The 23826-nt window shown below is 71.3% G+C and carries 20 protein-coding genes; 10 read left to right on the forward strand and 10 right to left on the reverse strand.

What is annotated here, in order from left to right:
• Positions 1-27: 27 nt before the first annotated feature.
• The 6 genes from ACH4FH_RS08310 to ACH4FH_RS08335 form a co-directional block, all read right to left on the reverse strand.
• Positions 28-2208 carry a 3-hydroxyacyl-CoA dehydrogenase NAD-binding domain-containing protein gene (locus tag ACH4FH_RS08310; protein ID WP_398554958.1) on the reverse strand — a complete coding sequence of 727 codons (2181 nt, stop codon included), beginning with the start codon at positions 2206-2208 and terminating at the stop codon, positions 28-30.
• A gap of 34 nt (positions 2209-2242) precedes the next feature.
• A complete protein-coding gene (locus tag ACH4FH_RS08315) occupies positions 2243-3457 on the reverse strand; it encodes an acetyl-CoA C-acetyltransferase (protein ID WP_398554959.1) in 1215 nt (404 codons plus the stop codon).
• 61 nt (positions 3458-3518) lie between these two features.
• Complete coding sequence (locus ACH4FH_RS08320) at positions 3519-4661, reverse strand: acyl-CoA dehydrogenase family protein (RefSeq protein ID WP_398554960.1); 1143 nt, start codon at positions 4659-4661, stop codon at positions 3519-3521.
• A 15-nt stretch (positions 4662-4676) separates the two neighbouring features.
• Positions 4677-5702, reverse strand: coding sequence for an LLM class F420-dependent oxidoreductase (locus ACH4FH_RS08325; RefSeq protein ID WP_398554961.1), 1026 nt, complete (start codon positions 5700-5702; stop codon positions 4677-4679).
• Positions 5702-6856 carry a CaiB/BaiF CoA transferase family protein gene (locus tag ACH4FH_RS08330; RefSeq protein WP_398554962.1) on the reverse strand — a complete coding sequence of 385 codons (1155 nt, stop codon included), beginning with the start codon at positions 6854-6856 and terminating at the stop codon, positions 5702-5704. The genes ACH4FH_RS08325 and ACH4FH_RS08330 overlap by 1 nt, the downstream gene beginning before the upstream one ends.
• Positions 6857-7059: 203 nt before the next feature.
• Entirely contained in the window at positions 7060-7440 is a 381-nt protein-coding gene (locus ACH4FH_RS08335) for an MmcQ/YjbR family DNA-binding protein (RefSeq protein ID WP_398554963.1), read from the reverse strand.
• A gap of 178 nt (positions 7441-7618) precedes the next feature.
• On the opposite strand from ACH4FH_RS08335, the gene ACH4FH_RS08340 reads away from it, so the two are divergent.
• A complete protein-coding gene (locus ACH4FH_RS08340) occupies positions 7619-8359 on the forward strand; it encodes an MgtC/SapB family protein (RefSeq protein WP_398554964.1) in 741 nt (246 codons plus the stop codon).
• 66 nt (positions 8360-8425) lie between these two features.
• Here ACH4FH_RS08340 and ACH4FH_RS08345 read toward each other — a convergent pair whose 3' ends face one another.
• A complete protein-coding gene (locus ACH4FH_RS08345) occupies positions 8426-9949 on the reverse strand; it encodes a sialate:H+ symport family MFS transporter (RefSeq protein ID WP_398554965.1) in 1524 nt (507 codons plus the stop codon).
• 520 nt (positions 9950-10469) lie between these two features.
• On the opposite strand from ACH4FH_RS08345, the gene ACH4FH_RS08350 reads away from it, so the two are divergent.
• Positions 10470-11657, forward strand: coding sequence for a saccharopine dehydrogenase family protein (locus ACH4FH_RS08350; RefSeq protein ID WP_398554966.1), 1188 nt, complete (start codon positions 10470-10472; stop codon positions 11655-11657).
• A gap of 19 nt (positions 11658-11676) precedes the next feature.
• On the opposite strand, the gene ACH4FH_RS08355 is transcribed toward ACH4FH_RS08350, so the two are convergent.
• On the reverse strand, positions 11677-12405 hold the full coding sequence (locus ACH4FH_RS08355) for an endonuclease V (protein WP_398554967.1): 729 nt from the start codon (positions 12403-12405) through the stop codon (positions 11677-11679).
• 108 nt (positions 12406-12513) lie between these two features.
• On the opposite strand from ACH4FH_RS08355, the gene ACH4FH_RS08360 reads away from it, so the two are divergent.
• The 5 genes from ACH4FH_RS08360 to ACH4FH_RS08380 all read left to right on the forward strand — a co-directional run bounded on the left by ACH4FH_RS08360 (position 12514) and on the right by ACH4FH_RS08380 (position 17607).
• The gene (locus tag ACH4FH_RS08360) at positions 12514-13533 is read left to right on the forward strand and encodes an Lrp/AsnC family transcriptional regulator (protein WP_398554968.1); all 1020 of its coding nucleotides are present in this window, start codon (positions 12514-12516) and stop codon (positions 13531-13533) included.
• A gap of 495 nt (positions 13534-14028) precedes the next feature.
• On the forward strand, positions 14029-15450 hold the full coding sequence (locus ACH4FH_RS08365) for an amidase (RefSeq protein ID WP_398554969.1): 1422 nt from the start codon (positions 14029-14031) through the stop codon (positions 15448-15450).
• Between the two features lie 31 nt (positions 15451-15481).
• The gene (locus ACH4FH_RS08370) at positions 15482-15721 is read left to right on the forward strand and encodes a hypothetical protein (RefSeq protein ID WP_398554970.1); all 240 of its coding nucleotides are present in this window, start codon (positions 15482-15484) and stop codon (positions 15719-15721) included.
• The gene (locus ACH4FH_RS08375; RefSeq protein ID WP_398554971.1) at positions 15718-17190 is read left to right on the forward strand and encodes a sodium:solute symporter; all 1473 of its coding nucleotides are present in this window, start codon (positions 15718-15720) and stop codon (positions 17188-17190) included. Before ACH4FH_RS08370 ends, ACH4FH_RS08375 begins: the two co-directional genes overlap by 4 nt.
• Before the next feature lie 117 nt (positions 17191-17307).
• Entirely contained in the window at positions 17308-17607 is a 300-nt protein-coding gene (locus ACH4FH_RS08380) for a YciI family protein (RefSeq protein WP_398554972.1), read from the forward strand.
• Between the two features lie 96 nt (positions 17608-17703).
• On the opposite strand, the gene ACH4FH_RS08385 is transcribed toward ACH4FH_RS08380, so the two are convergent.
• Positions 17704-19122, reverse strand: coding sequence for a sugar porter family MFS transporter (locus tag ACH4FH_RS08385; protein ID WP_398554973.1), 1419 nt, complete (start codon positions 19120-19122; stop codon positions 17704-17706).
• A 318-nt stretch (positions 19123-19440) separates the two neighbouring features.
• On the opposite strand from ACH4FH_RS08385, the gene ACH4FH_RS08390 reads away from it, so the two are divergent.
• From ACH4FH_RS08390 to ACH4FH_RS08400, 3 genes are all read left to right on the forward strand, one after another.
• On the forward strand, positions 19441-20346 hold the full coding sequence (locus ACH4FH_RS08390; RefSeq protein WP_398554974.1) for an SIS domain-containing protein: 906 nt from the start codon (positions 19441-19443) through the stop codon (positions 20344-20346).
• A gap of 54 nt (positions 20347-20400) precedes the next feature.
• Positions 20401-21282 carry a ketose-bisphosphate aldolase gene (locus ACH4FH_RS08395; RefSeq protein ID WP_398554975.1) on the forward strand — a complete coding sequence of 294 codons (882 nt, stop codon included), beginning with the start codon at positions 20401-20403 and terminating at the stop codon, positions 21280-21282.
• A 548-nt stretch (positions 21283-21830) separates the two neighbouring features.
• Positions 21831-22637 carry a DeoR/GlpR family DNA-binding transcription regulator gene (locus ACH4FH_RS08400; protein WP_398554976.1) on the forward strand — a complete coding sequence of 269 codons (807 nt, stop codon included), beginning with the start codon at positions 21831-21833 and terminating at the stop codon, positions 22635-22637.
• A gap of 160 nt (positions 22638-22797) precedes the next feature.
• Here the strand turns inward: ACH4FH_RS08400 and ACH4FH_RS08405 are convergent, their stop codons facing one another.
• Positions 22798-23739, reverse strand: coding sequence for an SDR family oxidoreductase (locus ACH4FH_RS08405; RefSeq protein ID WP_398554977.1), 942 nt, complete (start codon positions 23737-23739; stop codon positions 22798-22800).
• Positions 23740-23826: the final 87 nt, after the last annotated feature.

Consider the following 23826-nt stretch of genomic DNA (forward strand, 5'->3'; position numbering starts at 1 on the left):
GCCGCGACGGACCGCCCCCGCACACGGTCAGTCGCTGAACTTCTCGCCCTTCTCGGCCTTGGCCACCAGCAGCGCGGACGGCGCGAAGCGGTCACCGTAGGCCGCCTGCAGCTCACGGGCGCGCGCGACGAAGCCGGGCAGCCCGCCTTCGTAGCCGTTGATGTACTGGATCACGCCGCCGGTCCAGCCAGGGAAGCCGATGCCGAAGATGGAGCCGATGTTGGCGTCGGCGACGGACGTGAGGACGCCCTCCTCGAAGCAGCGGACGGTGTCCAGTGCCTCGGAGAACAGCATCCGCTCCTGCATGTCGCGGAACGGGATGGTGGCGTCGGGCCGGGTGAAGTGCTCGCGCAGGCCCGGCCACAGGCGGGCCCGCTTGCCGTCCTCGTCGTACTCGTAGAACCCGGCGCCGCCGCTGCGGCCGGTGCGCTCGAACTCGTCCACCATCCGGTCGATGACGGCGTCGGCCGGATGCTCCTGCCAGCTGCCGCCGGCCTCCTCGACCGCCCGCCGGCTCTCCCGGCGGATCTTGCGCGGCAGGGTGAGGGTGAGCTCGTCCATCAGGGACAGCACCTTTGCCGGGTAGCCGGCCTGGGCCGCGGCCTGCTCGACGGAGACCGGGTCGAGGCCCTCGCCGATCATCGCCACGCCTTCGTTGATGAAGTGGCCGATGACGCGGGAGGTGAAGAAGCCGCGCGAGTCATTGACGACGATCGGCGTCTTGCGGATCTGGCGGACCAGGTCGAAGGCGCGGGCCAGCGCCGCGTCTTCGGTCCGCTCCCCCTTGATGATCTCCACCAGCGGCATCTTGTCGACCGGCGAGAAGAAGTGCAGCCCGATGAAGTCCTCTTGGCGCTCGACCCCCTCGGCGAGCGCGGTGATGGGCAGGGTGGAGGTGTTGGAGCACAGCAGGGCGTCGGGGGCGACGATCTGCTCGATCTCCTGGAACACCTTGTGCTTGAGTGAGACGTCCTCGAAGACCGCCTCGATGACGGCGTCGCAGCCCGCGAGGTCCTGCGGGTCGGCGGTGGGAGTGATGCGCGCCAGCAGCTCGTCACGCTTCTGCTCGGTCGTGCGTCCCCGGGCCAGTGCCTTGGCGAGGATGCCCTCCGAATACGCCTTGCCCTTCTGCGCCGCCTCGGCGGTGACGTCCTTGAGGACGACCTGCATGCCGGCCTTGGCGCAGGAGTAGGCGATGCCCGCGCCCATCATGCCTGCGCCGAGGACGGCGACCTTCTCGACCGGGCGGGGCTCGATGTCCTTGGGGCGATTGGCCCCGGAGTTGACCGCCTGGAGGTCGAAGAAGAACGCCTGGATCATGTTCTTGGAGATCTGGCCGGTCACCAGCTCGACGAAGTACCGCGCCTCGATGATCTGGGCGTTCTCGAAGTCGACCTGGGAGCCCTCGACGGCCGCGGCGAGGATGTTGCGCGGCGCGGGATACGGCGCGCCGTTGACCTGCTTCTTGAGGTTGGCGGGGAACGCCGGGAGGTTGGCCGCGAACTTCGGCTGGGCGGGGGTGCCGCCCGGGATGCGGTAGCCCTTGACGTCCCAGGGCTGCTGGGACTCGGGGTGCTCGTCGACGAAGGCGCGGGCCTTGGCGAGCAACTCCTCCGGGGTGGCCGCGACCTCGTGGACGAGGCCGGCGTCCTTGGCGCGGGTGGCGTTGTACTGAGTGCCCTGGAGGAGCACCTTCAGCAGCGCGTCGGCGATGCCCAGCAGCCGGACGGTACGGGTGACGCCGCCGCTCGCGGGCAGCAACCCGAGGGTGACCTCGGGCAGGCCGATCTTGGTGGCGGGGGTGTCGAGGGCGACGCGGTGGTGACAGGCCAGCGCGATCTCGTAACCGCCGCCCAGCGCCGCGCCGTTGATGGCGGCGACGACGGGCACGCCGAGGGTTTCGATGCGGCGCAGGTCGCGCTTGATGCCGTTGCCCGCCTCGAAGACCTGCTGGGCCTGGGCGGGGGTGACGGCGATGAGGTCGCGCAGGTCGCCGCCGGCGAAGAAGGTCTTCTTGGCGGAGGTGAAGATGACGCCGCGGACGCTGTCCTTCTCGGCCTCCAGGCGGTCGGCGACCGCGGTGAGGGAGGCCTTGAAGGCGCTGTTCATGGTGTTGGCGGACTGGTCGGGGTCGTCCAGGACCAGGGTGACGACGCCGGTCTCGTCCTGTTCCCAGCGAATGGTCGACGGTGCAGTGGGCTCGCTCACTGTGGCTTCTCCGTAAGGGGGTGGGGCGGGGCGGTCAGAGGCGCTCGATGACGGTGGCGATACCCATGCCGCCGCCGACGCAGAGGGTGGCCAGGCCGTAGCGCTTGTCCTGCCGCTCCAGCTCGTCGATGAGGGTGCCGAGGATCATCGCGCCGGTGGCGCCGAGGGGGTGGCCCATGGCGATGGCGCCACCGTTGACGTTGATCTTGTCGAGCGGGAGCCCCATGTCCTTGGCGAAGCGCAGCACGACCGCCGCGAAGGCTTCGTTGATCTCGACCAGGTCGATGTCGTCGATGGTCAGGCCGGCCTTGGCGAGGGCCTTGCGGGCGGCCGGTGCGGGCCCGGTGAGCATGATCGTCGGGTCGGAGCCGGAGACGGCGGCCGCGGCGATCCTGGCCCGGGGGGCGAGGCCGTAGCGCTTGCCGACCTCGGCGTTGCCGATGGCGACGAGGGCGGAACCGTCCACGATGCCGGAGGAGTTGCCCGCGTGGTGGACGTGGTCGATCTTCTCGACCCAGTGGTACTTCTGCAGGGCGACCGCGTCGAAGCCGCCGGCCTCGCCGATCATCGCGAAGGACGGCTTGAGGCCGGCCAGCGATTCTGCGGTGGTGCCGGGCCGGATGTGCTCGTCGCGGTCGAGGACGACCAGACCGTTGCGGTCGCGCACGGGCACGACCGAGCGCTCGAAGCGGTTGTCCTTCCATGCCTCGACGGCGCGTTCCTGGGAGAGCGCGGCGAAGGAGTCCACGTCGTGCCGGGAGAAGCCCTCGATGGTGGCGATGAGGTCGGCGCCGATGCCCTGCGGGACGAAATTGGTCTCGAAGTTGGTCATCGGGTCCATCGCCCAGGCACCGCCGTCGGAGGCCATCGCGACGCGGGACATCGACTCGACGCCGCCCGCCAGGACGAGGTCCTCCCAGCCGGAACGGACCTTGGCGGCGGCCATGTTGACGGCTTCCAGGCCCGAGGCACAGAAGCGGTTCTCCTGGACGCCGGCGACAGTATCGGGCAGGCCGGCCGCGATCGCGGCGACCTTGGCGATGTCCGAGCCCTGGTCCCCGACCGGGCTGACCACGCCGAGTACGACATCGTCGATGGCGGCCGGGTCCAGCTCGGGGAAGCGGCGGCGGAGTTCGCGGATGAGGCCGACGACGAGGTCGACGGGCTTGGTGCCGTGCAGCGCGCCATTGGCCTTGCCGCGGCCGCGAGGGGTGCGGATCGCGTCGTATACGTACGCTTCGGTACTCAAGTCAAGCAGCCTTTCGCATGAGGGTGGGGCATTCGCAGCGGGTGGGGCCGGCCTGGGCGGGTCAGCCGAGGAGGGAGCGGCCGATGATCTCCTTCATGATCTCGGTCGTCCCGCCGTAGATCGTCTGGATGCGGCCGTCGGTGAAGGCCCTGGCCACGCGGTACTCGGCCATGTAGCCGTAGCCGCCGTGGAGTTGCAGGCACCGGTCGGCGACGCGCTTTTGCAGTTCGGTGGCCCACCACTTGGCCATCGAGGCGTGCACCGCGTCCAGTTCGCCGGCGGAGTGGTCGGCGATGCAGCGGTCGAGAAAGGCACGGGTGACGGCGCACTCGGTGGCCATCTCGGCTATCTCGAACCGTATGTGCTGGAGCTTGGCCAGCGGCCGGCCGAACGCCTCGCGCTCCTTGACGTAAGCGCTGGTGATCTCCAGGAGGTGCTCCGCGCCGGCGATGGCGGCCACCGCGATGCCCATCCGCTCCTGCGCGAGATGGGTCATCAGATGGACGAAGGCGCCGTTGATCTCACCGAGCAGGTTCTCCTTGGGGACCCGCACGTCCTGGAAGAACAGCTCCGCGGTGTCCTGCGACTTCTGACCGATCTTGTCGAGGTTGCGGCCCCGCTCGAAGCCCTCCATGCCGCGCTCCACGACCAGCAGGCTCAGGCCGTGGGCCCCGCCCTCCGGCGTCGTCCTGGCGACGACGATGACGAGGTCGGCGAGGATGCCGTTGGAGATGAAGGTCTTGGAGCCGTTGAGCAGCCAGTGGTCGCCGAGGTCCTCGGCGGCCGTGCGGATGCCCTGGAGGTCGGAGCCGGCGCCCGGTTCGGTCATCGCGATGGCGGTGATGAGTTCGCCGCTGCAGAAGCCGGGCAGCCAGCGGCGCTTTTGCTCCTCGGTCCCCAGGGTCGTCAGATACGGGCCGATGATGTCGTTGTGCAGGCCGACGGCGAGCCCCGCGGCGCCGGCCCGGGTGAACTCCTCGGCGAGCACGGCGCTGTAGCGGAAGTCGCGCTCCCCGCCGCCGCCGTACTCCTCGGGCACGGCCAGGCCCAGCAGCCCCTGCCGGCCGGCCGCCCGCCAGGCGCCCCGGCTGACGATGCCGTCCTTCTCCCACTGTTCGTAGTGCGGCGTCACCTCCTTGGCGAGGAAGGTGCGTACGGTTTCACGGAAGGCCGCGTGGTCCTCGGTGAAGATCTGGCGCTTCATGTGTACGGGCCCTCCTCAGAGCCAGTTCTTGACGGTCTCGATCAGCTTCGCGGGCTCGGGCCCGACGGGGTGGACGTTGAGCATCGTCACGCCCGCCTCCCGGAAGGCGGCGATGCGGTCGCGGACGTAGCCCTCGGGCCCGCACAGCGACATCAGCTCGCAGAGCTCGTCCGGTACGGCGGCTTCGGCCTCCCGCTTCTTCCCGGCGAGGTAGAGCTCCTGGATGGTGTCCGCGGCGCGCTCGTAGCCGTAGGCCGCGGCCAGGTCGTGGTAGAAGTTCTTGCCCTTGGCGCCCATGCCACCTACGTACAGGGCGATGGTCGGGCGGGCGAGGTCCCGCGCGGCCGCGGCGTCCTCCCCGATGGCCAGCAGACCGCCGGCGACGGTCTGCAGCGGGCCGAGCGCCGGATCGCGCCGGGCCGCGCCCTCGGCGAGCGGGGCGCCCCACACGTCGGCGGCCTTCTCCGGAATGAAGAGGGTGGGCAGCCAGCCGTCGGCGACCTCGGCCGTCATCCGGACGTTGGCGGGCCCTAGCGCGGCGACGTACACCGGGATGTCGGGGCGCACCGGCCGGGTGAGGATCTTCAGCGGCTTGCCGAGCCGGCCGCCTTTCTCCGCCGGCAGCGGCATGTCGGTGATGCCGTGGTGGTCGATGACCTCGCGACGCCAGATGCGGCGGCACAGCTCGATGGTCTCGCGGGTGCGGCCCAGCGGTTTGTCGTACGGCTTGCCGTGCCAGCCCTCGACCACCTGCGGGCCGGACGCGCCCAGGCCCAGCAGGGCCCGGCCGCCGGACACCGCGTCGAGCCCGGCGGCGGTCTGGGCGATCAGTGCGGGCGTGCGGGAGTAGACGTTGAGGATCGCCGAGCCGATCTTGGCGTGCTCGGTGCGGGCGGCGAGGAAACCCATGATCGTCGGGGAGTCGAAGCCATAGGCCTCGGCGACCCAGATGGCGTCCAGGCCGGCCCCTTCCAGGGCCGCCACCTGTAGTGCCGCCTCGCGCGGGTCCGCCGCGTACTGAAGTGTCGTGGCGAGTTCCATCAGCTGCCTGCGTCCTTCTGCGGGTGGTCGGGCTCGGCGGTGAGAGCGGGGACCTGCCAGTCGCGTGCGACCTCGGCGGTGTCGGCGCCCGGCTGTGCGGGCGGTCTGCGCACCGCACCGGGGGTGAGCGAGAAGCGGGGCGCCGGGGCGGGCTGGGTGATCCCCCCGTGGTCGACGAAGGTGCCCCGGGCCGCGAGATGCGGATGCGCGGGCGCCTCGCGCAGCGAGAGAACGGGGGCGACGCAGGCGTCGGACTCCTGGAAGACCGCCGTCCACTCCTCGCGGGTACGGGTCTTGAAGCGGGCGGCGATGGCGGCGCGCAGGTCGCTCCAGGAGCCGAGGTCGTCGCGGCCGGGGACCTCGTCAGCGATGCCGAGGAGCCGGATGAACTCGGCGTAGAACCGCTGCTCCAGTGCGCCGACCGCCATATGGCCGCCGTCGGCGGTCTCGTAGGTGCCGTAGAACGGCGTGCCGCCGTCCAGGAGGTTCGCGCCGCGCCGGTCCTGCCAGCCGCCGGCCGACAGCATGCCGTGGATCATCGCCGTCAGATGGGCCGTGCCGTCGACGATGGCGGCGTCCACCACCTGGCCTCTGCCGCCGTCGGTGCGGGCGTGCTGGAGCGCGGCGAGGACGCCGATGACGAGGTACAGCGAGCCGCCGGCGTAGTCGCCGAGGAGGTTGGCGGGGATGGCGGGCGGGCCGTCCGCCGGGCCGATCATGCCGAGCGCGCCCGTGATGGCGATGTAGCCGATGTCGTGTCCCGCGGTGTCGGCGAGCGGCCCTTGCTGGCCCCAGCCGGTCATCCGGCCGTAGACCAGCCGGGGGTTGCGCGCCAGGCACTCCTCGGGGCCGACGCCGAGCCGTTCTGCCACACCAGGCCGATACCCCTCGATCAGCACATCGGCCCGCTCGACCAGCGCGAGGACCTGCGCCACGCCGTGGGGGCTCTTGAGATCCACCAGCACCGAACGCTTGTTGCGGTTGGTGACGTCGTGGTCCGGATCGATGCCCAGACCGGCGCCTCCCGGCCGGTCGACGCGGACGACATCGGCGCCGAGATCGGCCAGCAGCATGGCGGCGAAGGGGCCGGGGCCGATCCCCGCGAGCTCCACGACGCGCACACCGCTCAGCGGGCCGTTCCCTGACTCTGCCATCGCGCCCCCTGCGGTCGCCGCACTGTGACACTTCTGATGTAACACTCGTGATGTTAAGAAACGTGTTCCACTTTCCACAAGCCCCCCTCGCCAAGTGACGACCACCGGAAAAGGCCCGTGACGGCGATGTGCAACTGCCATCGCCGTCACGGGCCTTCACGCACCTCGCGCCGGTGCGTCTGCGGGCGTCCTCCCGGGGCGCCCTACCTCCCGTCGAGTTCGGCGACGAGCTTCTTCGGGGCTATGACGCGATAGGACTCCTCGGCCCAGTCGCAGAGCAGGTCAGCCCGCGGGGCCTGCGCCACCTCCAGCGGAATCCGCACCCACCCCGACCTGCCCAGGCCGTACCCCGCCGGCTCGGCACCGGGGGAGGACAGCGCATGGGCGTGCGCCTCCGGGCTCACGAGTTTCATGGTGATCCCCAGCGGATAGCTGCCGTCATCGACACCGAGGAACACGAAGACCTTTTTGTTGACCTTGATGACGCTCTCGCCCCAAGGGAACTCCTCCGTGGCACCTGGAAGTCCCAGCGCGAACGTCCGCACGCGCTTGCGCACCGCCACCGGACCCGTTGCCTTCGCCATGCGCTCCTCCACGTCCGTTCCCCCGTACGGCACCGTCCGCGGTGCCACCGTGCGCCGCGGCCTGCTCGCCTCGCACCGGCTCCCTCGCACCGGCTCCCTCGCATCCCACGCTAACGGCGACCACCGACAACGGCCCCCGCAGCGCCGGATACCGGTCCGACGGAGGGACAATGCGCCCATGTCACCGCCGCAACTCGCCGCCGCACTGTTCGATTTCCAGCACGGTCAGGGAGTGCGTCAGTTCACCGAGCTGGGGATCGCGCTGCTGCTGTCCTCGCTCATCGGGCTGGAGCGCGAGGCCCGGCAGAAGAGTGCGGGGCTGCGCACCCACACGCTCGTCGGGGTGGGCAGCGCGCTGTTCATGGAGGTGTCGATCCACGGGTTCGGCGCGCTGATGGGCATGGACGACGTCTCCCTCGACCCGTCCCGCGTCGCCGCGCAGGTGGTGTCGGGCATCGGCTTCATCGGCGGCGGCCTGATCTTCGTCAAGAAGGACGCCGTCCGGGGGCTGACCACGGCCGCCACCATCTGGCTGACCTGCGCCATCGGCATGGCCTGCGGCGGCGGTCTGCCGCTGCTCGCGGCCGGCGCGACGGCGGTGCACTTCCTGATCGTCCGCGGCTTCTCGAAGGTGTCGGAGCGGATGTCGGTGGTGCCGTCCTTCACGGAAGTGGAACTGCGCCTGACCTACCGCGCCCAACACGGACTGCTGGGGCGCATATTGCAGATGTGCACCGGCAGCGGCTTCCGGGTGACCGATGTGCAGGTGCAGACGGGCGGGGGCGAGCAGCAGCTCTCGGCGGAGGTTCTGCTCCGCCTGGAAGGGGCCGGTTCGGCGCACCCCTTGGTCGAGGCGCTGACGGAGCTGGACGGCGTGCGCGGAGTGTCCCTGGGGCGGCACGACGACATGACCGAGTGAGCGCCGGCGGCACGGCCGGGGGCGCACCGCCCCGAGGCGCCCCCGGCCATCGAGGGAAAGGCTTCCTCACGAGCCCGGCGGCTCTCCGGCGGCGGCCCGTGACCCGGTGGCCGGTGGCCCCGTCCTGCCGGGTCCTTCGGCCGCGGGCACGAGGTGGTCGTCCGGCGCCTCGGGGTCGAGGAGCCGCGCCAGCCGCCGCGGGACGTCGCCACCCACCAGGAGGATGACGAGCAGCGTCAGGCCGAAGGTGAGGACGGCCAGCGCCCGTCCCAAGGGCATCCCCTCGGCCAGCCGGGCGCCGAGGACCGGGGCCACGGCACCGCCGAGTGCCCCTACGTTGTAGACGAACCCCAGGGAGGCGGCGCGGGTCGCGGTCGGGAAGTGGCTCGCGATGTACTTCGGCAGGATGCCGGAGATGCCCTGGCCGAGTGCCAGCAGCCCGAAGAGCAGCACCCCGAGACCGACCAGGTTGTCCCGGACGGCGAAGACGGGGAAGACGAAGGCCAGCGAGGCCAGCAGGGTGCAGGCGTAGGCGCGGCGGGTACCGAACCGGTCGCCGACGAATCCCGCCAGCCAGCAGCCCGCCATGGTGCCGAAACCCGCGTAGAACATCACGTCGGTGACCTGCGCGGGCGCGTAGCCCAGCTCGGTCTTGAGGTAGGTGGGCAGCAGGGCCTGGATGGGCCAGCTGTAGAGGAAGGCGCAGAACACCGTGACCATCAGGGACACGTACAACAGCCATCCGCGGCGGCCGCCGAGTTGTACGGCGAAGGCGGTCAGGCACAGCGCCGCGGCGGCCGACAGCCAGGGGACGTGGCCCGCGCCGACCGGGGTGAAGACGCAGAACAGGGCGGCCGAGGCGGCCGCGGCGAGGACGGCGTTGAGCCAGGGGCGGAGGCGGCCGGTGAACAAGGGGCGGAAGGGATGCGGGCGTTGTGCCGTGCCGCCGGCCGCGGCGGCACCGATCTCGGCCTGCCAGTCGCCGGCTTCCGGCAGCGCCCTGCGCACCCAGAGGGCGACCAGCACGGGCAGCACTCCGATCCAGAACATCCATCGCCAGCCCCAGTGCGGGACCACCCACTTGTAGAGCTCGGCCGCGAGGACGGTGCCGCCCGCGTAGCCGGAGATCAGGAATCCCGAGGCGCGGTTGCGCAGCCGGGTGGGCCAGCTCTCCAGCACATACGTCACGCTGGCGCTGTACTCCCCCGCCATGCCCAGGCCGATCACCAGGCGGGCGACGAACAGGCTGCTGTAGCCCCAGGCGAATCCGCAGGCGAAGGTGCCCAGCGAGTACAGCAGGATGCTGGTGATCATGGCGGCCTTGCGGCCGTAGCGGTCGCCCAGGGCGCCCAGGACCGCGCCACCCAGCCAGCGGGTGATGAAGGCGCCCGAGATGAGCGAGGCGGCGGTGGCGGTGTCGAGCCGGAATTCATCGGCGATCTCGGTGAGGACCAGGGTGATCAGGACGAAGTCGAAGCCGTCCAGGAGGTAGCCGATCCAGGCGGCGAACATGGCCTTCCACTGGCGCGGTGTCGCCTCCCGGTACCAGGGGGTCGCTTTGACGGGGGTGGCCGTGGGGCGTGTCGTCACAGCGGTCCTGCCTCCTCGAGCAGTCGGCTTACGGTGCGGCGCGCGGCGTCGTCCAGGGGCTGCTGCGGGGCAGCGCCGGCCGGTGATCCGATGACGCCGAGCATGAGCAGCGCGGATTCGAAGGCCCCAGGGCGGCGGAACCGCGCCCGGCCATTGCCGCGTCGCCGGTGCCCGTGCCGGAGGGCGCCAGGGCTTCGGACGGTGCGGGCGCACAGCGGGGAAGGGACTCCGGTGAGGGGCGCGGGGAGCCGCGTGGGGAGCCGCGTGGGGAGCCGCGTGGGGAGCCGCGTGGGAAGGGGCATGCGGGCCGGCTTTCTGCCGTGCGGGACCGCGCCCAGGGGGCAGTCGGCCCGGCAATCCGGACATTGGACGTCCTATGTCTTCGGTGAATGTGGCGCCGCACCGACGCGGCGTCAAGGGTGTCTGCCGAGCCGCTGCCGCCAACCGGCATGTCGGTTCCGTCATTGACGGGGCGACAGTCACTGCCTAGGGTCCCGACTCCAGGTCGAGAGGACGCGTAATGCGACGGCAGGACACCTCAGGACGAGCTCATGACCTCGTCCTCTACGGCGCCACCGGCTTCGCCGGGGCGCTCACCGCCGAGTATCTGGCCCGGCACGCCCCCGCGGACTGCCGCTGGGCGCTGGCGGGCCGCAGCACCGAGAAACTGCAGCGGCTGCGCGACCGGCTGGCCGCGATCGATCCGGCCTGCGCGGACCTCCCGCTGCTGCGGGTGGACAGCGACGACGCGGAGTCGCTGCGCGCCCTGGCCGCGGACACCCGTGTGCTGGCCACGACCGTCGGCCCGTATCTGCTCCATGGTGAGCCGCTGGTCGCCGCCTGCGCCGCCGCGGGAACGGACTACGTCGATCTGACCGGCGAGCCGGAGTTCATCGACCGCATGTTCCTGCGGTACGACGCCAAGGCCCGGGCCTCGGGCGCGCGCCTGGTGCACGCCTGCGGTTTCGACGCCGTCCCGCCCGACCTGGGTGTGCACTTCACCGTGGGGCTGCTGCCCTCGGACGTGCCGCTGCGCATCGACGGTTTCGTACGGACCAACGCGACGTTCTCCGGCGGCACTCTGGCGTCCGCGCTGACCGTCGCGTCGCGTCCGGTGGCCATGGCGCGGGCCGCCCGCGAGCGGCGGCGGGCCGAGCCGGGGCCGGCCGGGCGTACGGTGCGGGCGCCGTTCGGGCCGCCCGTCAGGAGTGCGGAGACGCACGCGTGGGGAGTGCCGCTGCCGACCCTCGATCCGCAGGTCGTCGCCCGCTCGGCCGCCGCGCTGGACCGCTACGGTCCGGACTTCCGCTACCGCCATTTCGCGGGGGTGCGGTGGCTGCCGGTCGCGGTGGGCGGGGCGTTGGGGGCGGGGGCTCTGTCCGCGATCGCCCAGGTGCCGCCTGCTCGCCGCTGGCTGGCGGGGCGGCTGGAGCCGGGTGACGGGCCGAGCCCGGAGCGGCGGGCAAGGAGCTGGTTCTCGGTGCGCTTCGTGGCCACGGGGGGCGGCAAGAAGCTGATCACCGAGGTGTCGGGCGGTGATCCCGGATACGACGAGACGGCGAAGATGCTCGCCGAGTCGGCGTTGAGTCTGGCCTTCGACGACCTGCCGGAGCGGGCGGGCCAGCTGACGACCGCGGTAGCGATGGGCGACGCTCTGACCGCACGTCTGCAGAAGGCGGGCATGTCCTTCCGGGTGGTCGGGGAGTAGCCCCCCGCCCCGGGGACGCTCAGGCGGCCGCGAGCGCCCTGCGGCACAGCGCGTCGGCGGCCCGGGTCGTCTCCGGGAGGCGGAAGCGAGGCGCCAGGTGGAGGGTGTGCGCGCAGGCCCGGTCGAGGTCGACGCGATGGCCCACGGAGACGAAGACCGGTTTGACGCCCTTCTGGGTGCGCAGGGCGCGTCCCACCTCCTCGCCGGCGCCCGGCGCGGCCGCTCCGGTGTCGTCCAGGAGCGGGGAGGTCGCGCCGCGCTCCGCGCCCGGGGCCGTGTGGCGGAAGGTGAAGGGGTTCTTGGCGACGCCGATGGAGGGCAGGCCGGTGAGCACCCCCAGGTGGCTGGCGAGCCCGAAGCGCCGCGGATGCGCGAGCCCGTAGCCGTCGCAGACGATGAGGCCGGGGGTGCGTGTGAGGCGTGCGAGGGCGTCCAGGACGGTCGGTATCTCCCGGAAGGCGAGCAGGCCGGGCACGTACGGGAAGGAAACCCTGCCGACGGCGGTGGCTTCGTCGACGACGACGAGCGTGCGGGCGTCCAGGGCGACGGCGGCCGCGGCGACGACGTCCCGCTCGTCGTCGTAGGCGACGTCCACGCCCACGACGGTGCCGTCGAAGCCCGGCTCCGGGCCGGGCTCGTCGAGGCGTACGTGGGGCCGCAACCGGTCCTGGACGGCACGGGCCTGGGCTTCGTCGGCGGGCCAGTGCCGCAGTTCGTCGTCGCGGGAGATGGTCGTGGGAGTGTCCATGGTGCGCGCCACGCTACCGAACCCCTGAGCGGACGGTCCGCCCGTGGCCGGGCCCGGCCCGGGTTCGGTGCTCCGGTGGCTGTCGGTGGCACTCGGTACGGTGGGGGCGTGAATCCAGCCGCTGTTGACGTGGACGCTCTCGACCGCCGCATTATCGCCGCCCTCCAGGTCGACGGGCGCGCTTCGTGGCGTCGGATCGCGTCGGTGCTCGGGGAGCGGGAGCGTACGGTCGCGCGTCGGGCGCAGCGGCTGCTCGGCAGCGGACTGGTCACGGTGACGGGCCTGGTGGCGCGCGGGGACACGGTGATCGTGCGGCTGCGGTGCGAGCCGAAGATGGTCCGCAGGACGGCGGCGGCGGTGGCCCGGTTGGAGCACGCGGTCTTCAGCTATGTCCTGGCGGGGCCGCTCGATGTGGTGGCCGAGGTGCAGTGCCCGCCGGAGCGGCTGGCGTCGTTGATGCTGGAGGAGCTGCCGGCGCTGCCGGGGGTGGTCTCGCAGCATGTGTCGCCGGTGTTGCGGTACTTCCGCACGGTGCACGAGTGGCATCCGGGCATCCTGGACGCGGAGGAGACCGCCGCGCTGGACCGTTTTCCCGCTCCGGTCGGGCCCGTTGCGGCGCCGGAGACCGAGTTGGGGCCCGAGGAGCAGAGCATTCTGCAGGCGCTGGCCGAGGACGGCCGGCGCACGCATGAGGAGTTGGCCGCCATCGCCGGGGTGTCGGAGGCGACCGCCCGCCGGCGGGTCGATGCCCTGTCGCGGTCGGGGATGGTCAGCATCCGCGCCTCCGTGGAGCCCGCGGTTCTCGGGCTCCCGGTGGAGGCACTGCTGTGGATCAGGACCAGGCCCGATGAGGTCGAAGAGGTCGGGCGACTGCTGCTGGAGTCGCCGCTGGTGCGGTATGTGGCGGTGGTGATGGGTGAGTATCAGCTGCTGGTCGATGTCACCCAGCCGTCCAAGGACGCGCTGCACACGTTCTTGACGTCCTCGGCGTGGGTGGCGCGCGCGGAGGCGGTCCAGTCCCACCTCGTCGTCGAGGCGCTCAAGCGGAGCGCCGCCGCGACCCCGGTGCTGCGTGAACTTCTCGATGAGCAGGGGACCGACGGCGGCGAGTTGGACCCGGCGGTCTGAGCGACGGCGCGCGCTCGGGCGCCGTCGCCCGCCTGGTCACCGCCCGCCCATCGCCGCCCGCCCGTCGCTCGCCCGGTGACCGCGAGCGTCGCCGCAGCGGGTGTCCTCGCCGCGACCGGACGCCTCGATCTTGATCACTTGCGCTCCGAGGTCGCCGCGCGTCATCCCGGCGTGCGCCCGCCCACGGGCGCGACAGCTCCCGTACGACGTACCCCGCCGACGGAACCGATCCGGGTGTACCCCTTCCCCGATACGACGCTCCACGCGCCCCGGCTGACCGAATCCGTCATCAGGCAAGCACGCCAGACGCATATCCGTCTACATCTCAGAAGCATCAAACTTTTCCGTCAAAGCAAAAGCCCAGATCAGCCCACTTGTCAGCAGCGCACGAAACTATGTCCACTTCCGTCAGCTCAAGCGTCACCCTTGACGCCTTTCGTCAGCGACCGCAGGATGAGGCCCGCCCGAACCCCCTGACATCATCCGAGGCCCTTCATGACCGACGCCCTCCATCAGCTCGACGCCACCGATCTCGCGGCCCGACTGCGCACCCGCGAGATCTCCGCGAGGGAGGTGGTGCAAGCCCACCTGGACCGCATCGAACAGGTCAATCCGGCCCTCAACGCCATCGTCACCCTCGACCCCGAGGGCGCGCTCGCCGACGCCGCGCGCGCCGACGCACGCCTCGCCCGGGGCGCCGACGTCCCCCCGCTGCACGGCTTGCCGATGGCCTTCAAGGACACCCACCTCACCCGCGGCATGCGCACCACCCATGGCTCACCGCTCTACGCCGACCACATCCCCGGCGAGGACGACCTGCTGGTCGACCGCATGCAGAAGGCCGGTGCCATCCGCATCGGCAAGACCAACGTCCCCGAGTTCGCCGCCGGTTCGCACACCTTCAACACCGTCTTCGGCACCACGCGCAATCCGTACGACACCGCGCGCTCGGCGGGCGGCAGCAGCGGCGGAGCCGCCGCATCGCTCGCGGCCGGGATGCAACCCCTCGCCGACGGCAGCGACATGGGCGGCTCGCTGCGCAATCCCGCGTCGTTCTGCAATGTGGTCGGGCTGCGGCCGACTCCCGGACGCGTCCCCGCGCCTGTCGCCGGCAACCTGTGGGACACGCTGTCCGTACCGGGGCCCATGGGGCGCACTGTCGCCGACACCGCGCTGTTGCTGTCGGCGATGGCCGGACCGGACCCCCGCTGCCCCGTCAGCCTGGAGACCCCGGGCGCCGCGTTCCGGGTGCCGCTCGACCGCGACCTGCGCGGACTCCGCATCGGCTGGGCGCCCGACCTGGCCGGTCATGCCCCGGCCGACGCGGACGTGACGGCTGTTCTGGAGCCCCAGCTGAAGGTCTTCGAGGAGCTCGGCTGCCACGTCGAGGCGGCCTGCCCGGACCTCACGGGGGCTGACGAAGCCTTCCGTACCCTGCGGGCGCACAGCTTCGACCTGGCCTTCGGCGATCTGCTGGAGACCGACCGCGAGGCCCTCAAGCCCAGCCTCGTGTGGAACGTCGAGCAGGGCCGCCGGCTGACCACCGACGACCTCCACAGGGCCACCACGGCACGCGGTCGACTCCATCTCGCCTCGCTCGACTACTTCTCCCGCTACGACCTCCTCCTCGCGCCGGTCAGCCAGGTCACGCCGTTCGACGCGGAGTTGGAGTACCCGCAGTCGGTCGCCGGGCAGCCCACCCGGACGTATCTCGACTGGATGCGCTCCGCCTACCTCCTGTCCGTCCTCGGCGTGCCCGCTCTCTCGGTGCCCGCGGGTTTCACCGCGGGGGGCCTGCCGGTGGGACTGCAGATCATCGGGGCGCCGCGGGCGGATCTCGCCGTCCTCCAGGCCGGTCACGTCTACGAGGCCGCCACGCGTCACGGGCGGCGCCGCCCGGACGTTCCGACGTCCTGACCTCGCCGACCGTCCCACGACCGGAGCACCCATGAGCCTCATCAGAGCCCCGCGCTCCCCGCGCACATGTCACACGGCATGGGCCGCCCTGCCGGTGGCCGGATTCCTCTCGACGCCCTTCCTGCCGTTCGTCAACGGCCCGCATCTGTGGTTCGGGCTGCCGTCCGTCCTGGTCTGGACCGTGCTGTGGACGGTCGGCACCACCGCCGCGCTGGCCGCCGTGGAGCGCCTGGCCCCCCACCACGACGAATCCGAGGAGGAGGCCCGATGACCACCACCATGCTCATCACGCTGCTCGGCATGCTCACCGTGGCGGGCGTCGGCATCAGCGGCCGCCGTCGGCACTCCCGCGCCGAACTCGGCGAGTGGACCGTGGGCGAGCGGCGCTTCTCCGCCGCCACCTCCTGGTTCCTGCAGGCGGGCGAGGCCTTCACCACCTTCAGCTTCCTCGGGCTCGCGGGGCTCGCCTTCAGCGGCGGCGTCGGCGCCACCTACGCACTCGGCTACCTGGCGCTGTCCCTGATCGGCCAGTACTTCACCGGGCCGCGGATCTGGCGGCTGGGCCGGGACCACGGCTATCTGACGCAGGCCGACATGTTCGCGCACCGCTTCGGCAGCCCCCTGCTCGGGAAGGTGGTGGCGGTGATCGGCGCGGTGTTCCTCCTTCCCTATCTGCAGTTGCAGATCACCGGCCTGGGGCTGATCGTCCAGCTCGCCACCGGGAGCAGCGCCGGCGCCGACCTGAGCATGATCCTGGCGACCGCGCTGACCGTCGCGTTCGTCCTGTGGTCCGGCATCCGCGGCATCGCCCGCGCCGCCTACCTCAAGGACGTCCTGATGGTGCTCGCCCTGATCGTGCTGCTCATCGCGGTGCCGGCCGCCGCGGGTGGTGGCATCGGCCATCTCTTCAGCGTCGTCCAGGACCTCCACCCGGACCTGCTGACGCTTCACCACGGTGAGTTCGACCGGACGTGGTTCACCACCGCCATGCTCATCAGCGGGATCGGCGCGGGCTTCAACACCATGCCGCACCTGTGGCCGGCGGTCCTGTCCGCGCGCGGCAGCCGGGCGTTGCGTTCGAACTATGTCTGGCTGCCGCTGTACCAGGTGGCGCTCGCGGTACCGATCATCGTCGGATTCGCCGGAGTTCTCGCCCTCTCCCCCGGCGCCGCCGGGAACAGCGTGCTGCTCACCCTCGCCCACCACACTCTTCCCGGCTGGCTCGTGGGTCTGGTGGCGGTCGCCGCCGCGGCGGCGGCGATGGTGCCGTCCGCGGCGATCGTCATGGGGATCTCGACCCTCGTCTCCCACAATCTCGTACCGGCCGAGGGGGAGCGCGCCCGGCTGCGGGTGAACCATGCGTGCGTCGTGTTCGCCTCGGGGCTGGCGCTCGTCCTCGGCCTGGCCCGCCCCGACATCCTCGCCAATCTGCTGCTGCTCACCTACGGGGGCCTGTCGCAACTGGCCCCGGCGACGGTGATGGCGCTCGCCGCACGCAACCGCCTCGCCGCCGGTCCGGCGCTGCTCGGCATCCTGACAGGGGTCGCCGCGCTCGCCTGGCTGACCTTCGGCGGTCCGGACGTCGGCACCGTCGATACGGGGCTCATCGCCCTGATCCCCAACCTCCTGGTCACCTTCGGCGCGCAGACCGTGCTGCACATGCGCCGCCGGCGGGCGCCGGCGGAGGCAACGCGACAGAGGGCGGAACCAGGTCTCCCGGCGGATCGCGCCGTCGGATGACAAGTCCGGCCCTGTGCGCGGAGCATCGGCCGCCATAGGGCCTCCCGCCGCTCTGACCTGCGGTCCCCGGCGCCACGGCGAACGGACCGCCACCGCAGGCTCCTCTATATTGCCTATATGTTCGTACTTGAGCTGACCTACACCGCGCCCCTTGAACGCGTCGATGCCGCCCTGCAGGAGCACGTGGCGTGGCTGAAAAAGGAATTCGCCGCGGGGCGTTTCATCGCCGCCGGCCGCAAGGTGCCGCGGGACGGCGGAGTGATCCTGGCAACCGGTACGGACCGGGCGGCCGTCGAACAGCTCGTGGCCGAGGACCCCTTCAGCGTGGCGGGGGTGTGTACCTACCGCATCACCGAATTCGCGGCCACCACGACCGCGCCGGCGCTGGAGACGTATCGGGAGACGCTGCAGTCCTGAAGCGGCATCGCTCGGCCCGGGCCGCCGTGATCCGGCGGTCCGGGCCGCTGCCACGGGCGGCCGGGCCCGGCGGTCTCGTGCTCCGTCGGCGTGCGGCTAGGGGGCGGACTCCGGTGCCGGGGTGGGCCAGCGGCCCCCGTTGCTCCAGTAGCCCTGGATCTCTTCCAGGTGGCGGCCCTTGGTCTCGGGCGCCGTGAGGGAGGCGAAGACCAGGGCGCCGAGCGCGAGGACTCCGAGTCCCGCGAATGTCCAGGCGGCACCCGCCCAGGCCATCAGGGAGGGGAAGAACTGGGCGATCAGCAGATTCGCGACGAGGTCGGCGGTGAGCATCACCGAGGCCCCCGTGGAGCGCAGCTGGGCGGGGAACGCCTCGCTGGCGTAGACCCAGATCAGTGAGCCGAAGCCGAAGTTGAAGGCCGCGGTGAACAGCAGGATCGCGCCGAAGCCCACCCAGATGGTGGTGCCACTCAGGTTGCCCCTGCCGAAGACGACGGTCAGGACGGCGAGCATCACCACCATCGTGCCGATGCCGGAGAGCAGGACGGCACGCCGCCCGAGCCGGTCGATGATCAAAATGGCGAGCACGGTCGCGGCCAGTGAGGCCAGTTGGACGAAGGACGGCAGCAGGAAGTTCTGCCCGTCCCCGGTGAAGCCCATTTCCTCGAAGATCTGCGGGCTGTAGTACGTCACCGCGTTGATGCCGGTGATCTGGCAGAAGAAGCCCAGGCCGACGACGAAGAGCGTGGCGCGGACGTAGGGCTTGTGCAGCAGCGAGCGGCTCGAGCCCCCGCTCTCCTCGGCCAGCGCGGCGCTCACGGCCGCGACCTCCGCACGCGGATCGACATCCGGGTCGGTCAGCGCCATGACCTCGACGGCTCGTTCCGTACGGCCCTTCAGGACGTACCAACGGGGCGTGTCCGGAAGGCGGAACAGCGGGATCAGGACGAGGGCGGCGGGAATCGCCGAGAGGCCCAGCATCCAGCGCCAGTGGCCGCCGTCCGACAGGCCCCAGTTGACGAAGTAGGTCAGGACGATGCCAGCGACCGTGGCCACCTGATAGGCGGCGACGGAGGCGCCGCGGATGCGCGCCGGAGTCGATTCGGCGATGTAGAGCGGCGCGGCGACGATCGAGATGCCGATGGCGACGCCGAGCAGGAATCTGACGGCATCGAGCACCACGATGTTGGGTGCGAGCGCGGACAGCGCGACGAAGACGGCGTAGGAAGCGGCGACGATCAGCATCGCCGCCTTGCGTCCGAGCGCGTCCGCGAGCTTGCCGCCGATCAGCGCGCCGAGGATGGAACCGCCCACCAGAATGCTGTTGACCAGGCCCTTTTCGGCCTCGGTGAGGTGGAAGTCCTGGCTCAGGAAGACCAGCGCACCGGAGATGCTGCCGGTGTCGTAGCCATAGATGACGCCGACCACGGCGCCGGTGAGCGCGAACAGCTTGCCGGTCCGGCGTGACGTCTTGGACGGCGGTGTGGGGGGAGTCGTGGAGAGCGTGGCAATGGACATGGGGGTCCTTTGTGCGGCGAGCGGCCTTGCTTCATGACTGATCTTGCGAGTATTCGGCCTCTTTCACGCAAGTGTCAACAGTTTCCTTGCACTCCACCCGGCCACCGGAATCCCCTCCCCCGGACGGCCCAACGCGTCTCCACCGCCCCTCCCCTCTGCCGCATCCACCCTCACGAGGGATGGATACGCTGCGCGAAACTGCGTAGAGTCGCATGTAACGAAGCTCAATCTTGCAGATGCACGCAGAACAGTTAGCGCACCCGGCCACCCAGGCGTCGGGCCCGCGCATCGGAGTGACGCCTCACGGGAGGGTGTGCCATGACCGGGACCTCATACATGGAGCAGGAGCTGCACAGTCAGCCGGAGACCTGGCAGGAGGCGGCCCGGATCGGGGCCGCGGGCGGACCGCTGCCCAAGGCCGGGGCGCGCGTGGCCGTCGTCGGCTGCGGCACCTCGTGGTTCATGGCCCAGTCGTATGCGGCACTGCGCGAGGGCGCCGGCCTCGGCGTGACGGACCCGTTCGCCGCCTCCGAGGCGTTCCTGGGCAGCGACCGGGGCTACGACGCGGTCCTGGCGATCACCCGTTCCGGCACCACGACCGAGGTGCTGCGGGTACTGGACGCGGTCAAGGGGCGCATCCCGACCGTGACGATCATCGGTGATCCCGAGACACCTGCGGTCGGGCTCTCGGACGAGACGGTGGCGCTGCCGTTCGCCGACGAGAAGTCGGTGGTGCAGACGCGGTTCGCGACGACGGCCCTGACACTGCTGCGCGCGCACCTGGGCGAGGACATCTCCCGGTCGGTACAGGACGCACAGGAGGCACTGTCGGCGGAGGTGGCACCGGAATGGGTGGAGGCGGAGCAGTTCTCCTTCCTCGGCACGGGCTGGACGTTCGGGCTGGCCAATGAGGCGGCACTCAAAATGCGGGAGGCGTCGCAGAGTTGGACGGAGTCCTATCCCGCGATGGAGTACCGCCACGGCCCGATCGCGATAGCGGCACCGGGCCGGGTGACGTGGGTGTTCGGACCGGCGCCTGAGGGGCTGGAGGCCGACGTGGCGCGGACCGGCGCGCGCTTCGTGTGCCATGCGCGCGACCCGCTGGCCGATCTGGTGCTGGTGCAGCGGGTGGCTCTGGAGCGGGCCCGTGCCCGTGGCCTCGACCCGGACAACCCTCGCAGCCTGACCCGCTCGGTGATGCTCAAGGAGCCGGCCGGGACGTGAGGCGCCCGCTCCCCCTACGTCAACCCGCCCCGCTCGCAAGGGAGTCAGGACCCCATGCCCCTCGTTTCGACCTCATCGATCGTCGATGCCGCGCGTGAGGCGCAAATCGGTGCCGCGGCTTTCAACGTCATCCATCTGGAAACCGCCGAGGCGCTGGTCACCGCCGCTGAGCGCACGGACACTCCACTGATTCTGCAGCTCAGCGAGAACTGCATCCGCTACCACGGCAGCCTGCTGCCCATCACCCGGGCCACACTGGCCCTGGCCGAGACCTCCACCGCCCCGATCGCCGTCCATCTCGACCACATCACCGATGCCACGCTCGTGCGCCAGGGCGTCGCCGCCGGAGTGGGTTCGGTCATGGTCGACGCCTCCGCCCTCCCCTACACGGAGAACGTCGCTGCCACCGCCGAACTCACGGCCTGGTGTCATGAGCGGGAGGTCTATGTGGAGGCGGAACTCGGCGAGGTCGGCGGCAAGGACGGCGTGCACGCGCCAGGAGTGCGCACGGACCCGGACGAGGCGCTCGCCTTCGTCCGCTCGACAGGAGTGGACGCTCTCGCCGTGGCCGTCGGCTCCTCGCACGCCATGCACCGGCGCACCGCCGTACTGGACAAGGACCTGATCGCGGCACTACGGGCAACGCTGCCGGTGCCCCTGGTGCTGCACGGCTCCTCGGGGGTGCCGGACGACGAGCTGCGCCGCGCGATCGCCGCCGGCATGACGAAGATCAACATCTCGACGCATCTGGTCTCGGTGTTCACTCACTCCATCAGAGAGACGTTGACGGCGAACCCCGCGCTCGTCGACTCCCGGAAGTACGTCAAGCCGGCCCGAGAGGCGGTGGCCGAGGAGGCGGCGCGGCTCCTGGGCGTACTCACCACCCCGGCGCCGGTCCCGGACCAGCTCGCCGCCCAGGCTCCGGCCCGGGGGTAGGACGGCGTCGCCCTACGCCTGGGGCGCGCGTGCGACGAAGGAGCTGCCGGGCGGGCGACAGCGGAGGGTGCGGCGAGGAAGCTGCTGGCGCCTGGCTGACGGCGGGACGCGTGGAGAGGGGGCACTGTCGGGCGCGTGGCCGGGGGTGCGTTTGGGTGCCTGTCGGTCGCGTAGTCGGCGACAGACCTATCGGGCCCTGCCGCGCGACGGGCCTATCGGCCCCCTGCCGGGCGCGTGGCTGACGGCGGGCCTGTGTGGGGCTGTCGGGCGGGGTGCCGGCTATGGAACGTGGAGAGGGGCGCTGTCGGGCGGGAAGGCCGCGGGGGCAGCTGGGCGGCTGCGGGCTGGGCGGGTTCGGGGTGTTTCGGACTCCCTAGGGCCGGAGCCTGCCGTTGCGGGGGGGGGAGGGGCCGGGCGTGTGGGTCCTCCCGGAGATGGTGGAGGGGGTGGGGGGAGGCCCCCCAGGGAGGGACGGGGGCGGATGAAGCCCAGGCGGTCGAAGCCCACCGGCGCCCCCGCGTCCGGCCGGGACGAATTAGGCTCGCGGCATGAAGCGCCATGAACGGATGAACGCACTGCTCGAGCTGCTCGGGGACAGGGGCCGGGTGGATGTCGAGGAGGCAGCGACCGAGCTGGAGGTCTCGGCCGCGACGATGCGGCGCGACATGGACGCCCTGGCCGAACAGCAGTTGCTGACCCGCACCCGGGGTGGGGCGGTGCTCAGCTCGGTGGCGTACGACCTGCCGATTCGCTACAAGCACGCGCATCGGTCCGGCGAGAAGGAGGCCGTGGCGCAGGCTGCGTCCAAGTTGGTCGAGCGCGGCGACGTGGTCGGGCTGAGCGGCGGCACGACGACCACGGCCATCGCCCGGGCGCTCGCCACCCGCCCGGATTTCGCGGAGGCAGGCCCTCAGCCGCATCTGACGATCGTCACCAACTCCCTCAACATCGCCAACGAGCTGGCTGTGCGGCCACAGATCAAGATCGTGCTCACCGGCGGTGTGGCGCACTCGCGGTCGTTCGAACTGGTCGGACCGTTCAGCGAGTTGGTGCTGCAGCAGATCTCCATCGATACCGCCTTCATCGGCGCCAACGGCATGGACCCCGTGATGGGCGCGACGGTGCATGACGAGGCCGAAGCCCGGGTCAACCGCCTCATGGCGGAACGCGCCCGGCGAGCCGTGGTCGTCGCCGACTCCTCGAAGATCGGCGAGCGTTGCTTCGCCCGGGTCGGTGACGCGGACGTCTTCGATACCTTCATCACGGACAACGGCGCGAAGGAGGCAACCCGCCGCGAGTTCGCGGACCGTGGGCTGAAGGTCGTGACGGCACGCCCGGCCGGCGCCGACGAGTGACCTGAGCGGGCGAGGCCCACTTCGGATCGCGCAGTCGCAGATCTCGGATTACCCCTCGCGACAACCACGTCGAAGCGCGGGCGCCCCGCACCCTCCACCTCCCGCCCCCTCCACATCCCGCGCCTTCCACCTCCCGCGCCCCACTTCCCTCCCGGACCCGTCACCCCCCTTCGGTCGGCTGGGCCCCGTAGACCGGCTGTGAAGGGCGGGTGTCGGCGATGAGCTCGCGGGCGGCTCGGCCTGCCTGGGCCGGGGTCCAGCGGTCGCCCTTGTCGAGGGTCGGGCCCGGCCGCCAGCCCTCCATCACGGTGATCCGGCCGCCCTCCGCCTCGAAGACCTGGCCCGTCACGCCCTGGGAAGCGGCCGACCCCAGCCATACCACCAGGGGCGAGACATTCTCGGGGGCCATCGCGTCGAAGGCACCCGTCTCCGGTGCGGCCATGGTCTCGGCGAAGGCTTGCTCGGTCATACGGGTGCGAGCGGCGGGAGCGATGGCGTTGACCTGGATGCCGTAGCGGCCCAGCTCGGCTGCGGCAACCAGTGTCAGGCCGAGGATTCCGGACTTGGCCGCGGAGTAGTTGCCCTGCCCCACGCTGCCGGACAAGCCCGCGCCTGAGCTGGTGTTAATGACTCTGGCCTGCGGCATCCGGCCCTCCTTCGCCTCCGACCGCCAGTGCGCCGAGGCATGCTTCAGGGGAAGGAAGTGGCCCTTGAGGTGGACTCTCAGCACGGCGTCCCACTCGTCCTCCTCCAGGTTGACGAGCATGCGGTCACGTAGGAAGCCGGCGTTGTTGACCAGCGTGTCCACGCGTCCGTAGGCGCCGAGTGCGGTGGAGATGAGGGATGCCGCGCCTCGGCTCGTGGCGATATCGCCGCCGTGCGCGACGGCGTCGCCGCCCGCGGCACGGATCTCCGCGACGACGCGGGCGGCCGGCGTGTCGTCGCCTCGCGTGCCGTCCAGCCCCACTCCGAGGTCGTTGACCACCACTCGGGCGCCCTCAGCGGCGAAGGCGAGGGCGTGTGCGCGGCCCAGCCCCCGCCCGGCGCCTGTGACGACCACGACGCGCCCGTCGCAGATACCGCTACCGATTGTTCGGCTCATCTCGGCTCTCCTTGTGGGTAGTTGACGAGGGAGACAGTGAGAAGTGGTGAAGGTGGGGCGGGCAAGGGACCGGAAGAACAGGCAGGA

Origin of the sequence: Streptomyces sp. NPDC017993, assembly GCF_044328065.1 — a bacterium.
Classification (GTDB): domain Bacteria; phylum Actinomycetota; class Actinomycetes; order Streptomycetales; family Streptomycetaceae; genus Streptomyces.